This window comes from Mesorhizobium sp. M1E.F.Ca.ET.063.01.1.1 (assembly GCF_003998155.1).
In the GTDB taxonomy this organism is placed as follows: Bacteria; Pseudomonadota; Alphaproteobacteria; order Rhizobiales; family Rhizobiaceae; genus Mesorhizobium.
This window is the reverse complement of the sequence record NZ_RZSC01000360.1, coordinates 1-5,826: the sequence shown is the minus strand read 5'-3', so window position 1 is coordinate 5,826 and position 5,826 is coordinate 1. Positions and strand designations below refer to the sequence as shown.

Genomic DNA, 5,826 nt, shown 5'->3' with positions numbered 1-5,826 from the left:
ATCCAGCCTGATGGCGGTGGACCGGACGTGTTCGTGCACATTTCTGCAGTGGAGCGCGCGGGTCTCTCGACGCTCGCTGATGGCCAAAAGGTCAACTATGAAATCGAGCAGGACCGCCGCACCGGGAAATCCTCGGCCGGCAATCTCAGCAAAGCAAGCTGACTGCCGCTGGCGTGCCCAAGAGCAGGCCGATGGCGACGCATATACCGGCCGCCGCAGATGAAATCGAGCGTGGCGCAACCGGGGTGAATTAGAACGTCTCAGCGAAGGCGGGGTTCTCCCGCCTTTCGCGTTCCGGAGCCCGACAACGTTCAGGCCGCGCCGTTGTTGCGGGCCCTCTTTACAAGCGCGGCTTGTTCGGCTTGGTCTTTCTACCCAGACCCATGGTCTTGGCCAAAGCTGAGCGCGCTGCGGCATAGTTGGGCGCAACCATCGGATAGTCCGCCGGCAGCCCCCACTTGGCGCGGTATTCGTCGGGCGTCAGACCATAGTGGGTAGAAAGATGCCGCTTCAGCGACTTGAACTTTTTTCCGTCCTCCAAGCTGATGATGTAGTCGGGCGTGACCGACTTTCTGACCGGGACTGCAGGCTTGAGCTCCTCAGGCTTGGCGGCCGCTCCACCGATCGTGCCCTTCAACGCAGCATGCACTTGGTCGATCAGGGCCGGAAGTTCGCCCACGGGTACTGGATTGTTTGAAACGTACGCAGACACGACGTCGGCGGTAAGCTCGATGAGAGCGTCGGTATTGTTCTCGGCTTCTTCTGTCACGGAATGCTCCTAGTTTGATCGTGGACGAAATTTGGCTTCACTAATGATGGCAGGAATAGAACGCAATGAAAGTTGCAGCAGGCGTTCCTCCAAAGAGCGCGGCCCCAGGCAACACACGATTGTGGTAACGGCGAGAAAAACGAGGCCTGCATTGATGCCCCGCTTAAAAATGCATGGCATCCCGTTCGGGTGCGTTGATGATGAACAATTCTAATCCAATCTTAACCATCAGATGCGACCTTCACGGAGCGGATAAGTGCTGCGTACCGACATCCAAGCCCACTCGGCCACAGCCGGGTGGGCTTTCGCCTCTTCTTCGCGTGTCGTTGCATGCGGGCGCCGTCGGCCAGACCGCTGCATTAAGCGGTCATGCGGCGGGCAGCGGCGGCATTTCTCCCTCCGCCGTCCTCCATTGCCAGGCATCGATGTCGGGTCGCGAGGCGATCAACTCCTCAAGCGCATCCATGTAGGACGGTTCGGAAGTTGGCGGGACGATGTAAAGCGCGGTCGGCCGCGCCTGCCCATGCAACAAGGCGGCCGCTGCCGGCCGATCCGCCGGCAAATTGTAGCGCAGGCCCTTTATGCTGCGCGTGTTCACGCTGGCCAGTGCATCGACCAGCTTCTTTTCGTAGGCGGACTCGTAAGGCACCCAGTTTTCCGCCACCGCCATCAGCGCCAGTTCCTCGATGACGGCGAGCCCGGTCGCGGTGAGCGCAAATGTGGCGATCGCGATCAGGTGGGACGCCTCATCAGCGTCCCACAGCATGAGCTCGGTCTCGAAGCGAGACTGAAGCCGGCGATAAAGCCCATCGTCGACCAGGAATACGAACCCCGGCATGTGCTTGATGATCAGCTTGTGGCCGCTACGCGCCGGCACGAACTCCTTGACCTCGCCAACCAGGATCATCAGCCGCCTCGGACCTGTCGCCGGCGGCAGGGCAGGCGCGAGCGCCAAGACACGTCGCTGCTCGATCCCGGTCTTGTCGGCGGACCGGAATGGCTCCGGCACGAACAGGATCTCACTCAACATGCCGCCCTTCGCCGTCATCTGGCGGGCGGCCTCAATCAGGTGCCAACGGATGTTCCACCAATGGCGCTTGCCGGTCCAGCGTGACGTCCACGCCGTCAATTCGGCTTCGTGCCAAAGATAGTGAAGCAGGCTGCGCAAGGACAATTTCCTCGCGTCGCCGACTACGCTGTCGGAGTTGCCGGCAGCGGCCACAGGTCTGGCCCGGCTGCCGACCTTCGACAGGCTGAAATCCAGCTTGAGCGACGCCAACCCACTCTCGGGATCGACCTGGATTGCGCTGCCCATCAGCATCCCGAGACCTGATAGCTCGTCTGGCGGATCGTAGGACGAACAGGACGGATCATGCCCGCCGCCTGAGGAGGGCATACGCTTGACGATGTACTGGTCGCCGACCCGGGCAATATACATCGCCGCACCCGGCTCCCTGCACGAGCAAAGTGGCCGAATCTTGCGCTGGTAGGCATCCACAAGCACCGCCTGCAGGTTGGATGCCGCTTCCTCAATAACCTGATCAGCAATTCTGAAGCGTCGCATCGCCTCCATCGCTCCGGACGCCGCCGCATCCCCTGGACGTGCATTGAGTCATGGTTTCGCCAGCATGGCAACCGGGATTGTTGTCGCCGGGAGGTCAATGAGCCCCTTGAGGGCGTCCGACCGATCCTCAGTGGTGACCAGGTGAGGTCGGTGTCTTCCTGGCCCCCCGCCTCCGCTGAAAACCGATCTTCGACCGGTTTTCACCATTCGGATGTGCACGCGAACGCGGCGCTCCGGCTGGCTACGCTGGTGCCGGCAGAGGGAGAGGGTGGAGCGGAATGCGGGGCGGCGGATGAAGGCCTGGAGAGTGGCTCCTGGCGTCCGCCGCGGAGCGAGTGCTATGACCCAGATGGAAATTCAGGTGCCCAACCGGATCGGAACCAATGGTTACAAGGTGGATCTCAGCCGCGGCGAGCGCATTGGCCGCGTCTCGTCCGAGTGGTTCAACCGCCCGCCGGACGAGCGCTATCTTTCGCTGGCCGATCTCAACAATTCGGTGAAGCGGCGATCCGAGCGCAGCCGTACGCGCATCGTCGAAAGCGAGGCAATCCGCGTTGAGGCCAGCCGCGACAATCCAGAGCGGCTGACGCTCATGCTGCCCGGCGCCGGGGCACCAGTCGCCCCGACCCACTGGAGCTTCGGGCAGCTCGCCAGCCTGGTCGGCGCGCCGGCGAATTACCTGCGCCAGCTTCCCGCGCCGCTCGCCGCAATCAACCTGCAATTCGGCCTGACCTCGCACAGGGCAGAACAGGTCAAGACGCTCGAGATCGACAGAGACCGCGTCGAACTGCGCGCGGTCACCGGGCCCGACTATGGCCGTATATTCGATAGCTATCTTGTCGAGGCCGTCCGCAAGATCGCCGGCGACGGCACAGGTGACACACGCTGGAAAGTGCCGGGCGTACTCGACTGGTCGAGCGGCGTCTACAATCCCAATGTCGACGTCTCGAAGGACACGACGACGCTCTATGCCTCCGATCGCGACGTGTTCATCTTTCTGGTCGACGATCTCAACCCGATTGAGGCCGGCAAGCTGCCGAATGGCGAGCCGGATCTTTATTTCAGGGGGTTCTACTGCTGGAACTCGGAAGTCGGGGCGAGATCCCTCGGCATCGCCAGCTTCTACCTGCGCGCGGTATGTCAAAACAGGAATTTGTGGGGCGTTGAGGATTTCGAGGAAATCACCATCCGGCATAGCAAATTCGCCCCGCAGCGCTTCGCCCGCGAGGCGGAGCCGGCGCTGATCCAGTTCGCCGAATCCTCGCCCATGCCCTTCGTCAACGGCATCAAGGCCGCGCGGGAGCGGATCGTCGCCCGCGATGATGAGGGCCGCGCGGAGTTTCTGCGCAAGCGCGGCTTCTCCAGGGCCGAGACGACCAGGATCATCGACACGGTGCTGCTCGAGGAAGGCCGGCCGCCTGAGAGTATCTTTGATTTCGTCCAGGGCATCACCCGCATCGCGCGCGACAAACAGCACCAGGATGTACGGCTCGACATGGAGGGCAAGGCGAAGAAGCTTCTCGATCGGTCTTCGTGACTGCGCTGCTGGCACAACGCCTCGGCGCAAAGACGCCCTTTCGTCACCGGTATCCGGCGTCGCAGTCTGAAGCGGCGGACCTTTCGTTTGCCGCCAGCGGCGGACGAGAGACAGAGGGGGGAGGGGAGGTTTCTGACGGGCTAGGAGGTTCGGGGAGAGGCCCCGGGCCGCCCGTCATGGAGACCCTGACAATGGCAAAGGCCAACCAGAAGATCGCTATGAATGCCGCGGAAAACATTGGCTATGACAAGCTCGTGTTGTCGCAGATGAACGTTCGCCGCGTGAAGGACGGCGTGTCGATCGAGCAGCTTGCCGACGACATTGCGCGGCGAAAGCTCCTTCAGAGCCTGAATGTGCGACCCGTGCTTGCCGAAGACGGCCAGGAGACTGGCACGTTTGAGGTGCCCGCCGGCGGGCGTCGTTATCTGGCGCTCGGCATGCTCATCAAGCAGAAGCGGCTGGCTAAGGACGAGCCCATCCCCTGCATCGTCAATCGCGGGGCCACCACCTCGGCGGAAGAAGATTCGCTCGCTGAGAACATCCATCGCGAAAACCTCCATCCGCTCGACCAGTTCCGGGCATTCAAGACCCTTAGCGACCAGGGCCTCGACGTCGAAGAGATCGCCGCCCGGTTCTTCGTGTCGGCAGCCACGGTGAAGCAGCGTCTGAAGCTCGCGTCAGTGTCGCCAAAGCTGCTCGAACTCTACGAGAAGGACGAGATCCGGCTCGATCAGCTCATGGCGTTTTCGATCACCGACGATCAAGTGCGCCAGGAACAGGTGTGGGAGCGTGTTTCGACCTCCCATATGCAGGAGCCCTACTACATCAAGCGTCTGCTGACGGAGACCACCGTCCGTGCCGATGACCGCCGCGCCGTCTATGTCGGCGCGCAAGCCTACGAGGCGGCCGGCGGCATCGTGCTGCGTGACCTGTTCGAGCAGGATGGCGGCGGCTGGTTCCAGGACGCCGCACTTCTCGAGCAGCTCGTCTTCGACAAGCTGAAGGTGGATGCGGAGGCGATCCGCACCGAAGGCTGGAAGTGGGTCGAGCCGGCGATCAGCTTCCCTTACGGCCACACTTCCGGCATGCGGCGCATCTATGCCGAACCGCGGGAACTGAGCGCCGAAGAGATCGCGCGTTACGCCGCGATCAAGGCCGAGTACGAAAAGCTCGATTCAGGATACGCCGCAGCCGACGAGGCCGACGAAGCGGTCGAGGCAAAGCTCGACCGGCTCGGGGCTGAACTCGACGCCCTGGATGATCGTCCGCGCCTCTACGATCCCGCGCAGAAGCCGATCGCGGGCGTCTTCGTGACGCTCGCGGCCGATGGGCAGCTTCAGGTCGAGCCCGGTTTCGTTCGCCCTGAGGACGAGCCGCGCGCCGAGGCCGGCAATGGCATCGATGGTGGGGAGGGCGAGAAGGGCGATGCGCCCTGTTCGGCTGACGGCGTCGCCAACTGGGTTGTCGTCGGCCAACCCGTGAACGGGGCACCCGATCCAAATGAGGAAGTCGAGGACGACGGCATCAAGCCGTTGCCCGAACGCCTCGTCTTCGACTTGACAGCGCAGCGCACGCTGGCACTGCGCAACGCGCTCGCGAGCGACGTCGACATCGCCTTTCTCGCGGTCCTTCATGCGCTCACGCTGCAGGCCTTCTATCGCTTTGCTCAGGACACCTGCCTTGAGATCAGCATGAGGAGCAACAGCTTCGGCCAAGTTCAGGACCTGGGCGAGACGCCCTGGGCAAAGGAGATCGCGGAACGCCATGAGGGCTGGGATCGTGATCTCCCGCAAAGCGAAGGCGATCTCTGGGATTTTCTCCTTGGTCTCGATGAGGCAAGCCGCAAGGCGCTCTTTGCGCACTGCGCCGCGCTCTCGCTAAATGCCGTCGTCGAGCCCTGGAACAGGCGCCCGGGAGCACTGGCGCATACCGATGTTCTTGCCCGCGCTCTCCAGT

5 protein-coding genes are annotated in these 5,826 nt (G+C 62.7%); 3 read left to right on the top strand and 2 right to left on the bottom strand.

Annotated features, from left to right (window positions below; translation table 11 throughout):
* The coding region (locus EOA29_RS22445; protein WP_145969744.1) for a cold-shock protein at positions 1–162 on the top strand (162 nt) is incomplete at its 5' end.
* A gap of 178 nt (positions 163–340) precedes the next feature.
* Here the strand turns inward: EOA29_RS22445 and EOA29_RS22440 are convergent.
* Positions 341–769, bottom strand: coding sequence for a MucR family transcriptional regulator (locus EOA29_RS22440; RefSeq protein WP_127221573.1), 429 nt, complete (start codon positions 767–769; stop codon positions 341–343).
* Positions 770–1,136: 367 nt separating this feature from the next.
* A complete protein-coding gene (locus EOA29_RS22435; RefSeq protein WP_127221571.1) occupies positions 1,137–2,333 on the bottom strand; it encodes a DUF1173 domain-containing protein in 1,197 nt (398 codons plus the stop codon).
* A 340-nt stretch (positions 2,334–2,673) separates the two neighbouring features.
* On the opposite strand from EOA29_RS22435, the gene EOA29_RS22430 reads away from it, so the two are divergent.
* Positions 2,674–3,870: a DUF932 domain-containing protein gene (locus EOA29_RS22430; RefSeq protein WP_127221569.1), complete on the top strand. Its 1,197-nt coding sequence runs from the start codon at positions 2,674–2,676 to the stop codon at positions 3,868–3,870.
* A gap of 191 nt (positions 3,871–4,061) precedes the next feature.
* A partial coding sequence (locus EOA29_RS22425) for a ParB/RepB/Spo0J family partition protein (RefSeq protein ID WP_145969743.1) occupies positions 4,062–5,826 on the top strand: 1,765 nt, incomplete at its 3' end.

Bases quoted from the DNA above. Each gene is read 5' to 3' on its own strand.
- EOA29_RS22435 (WP_127221571.1), bottom strand. From the start codon at position 2,333: ATGCGACGCTTCAGAATTGCTGATCAGGTTATTGAGGAAGCGGCATCC.
- EOA29_RS22430 (WP_127221569.1), top strand. From the start codon at position 2,674: ATGACCCAGATGGAAATTCAGGTGCCCAACCGGATCGGAACCAATGGT.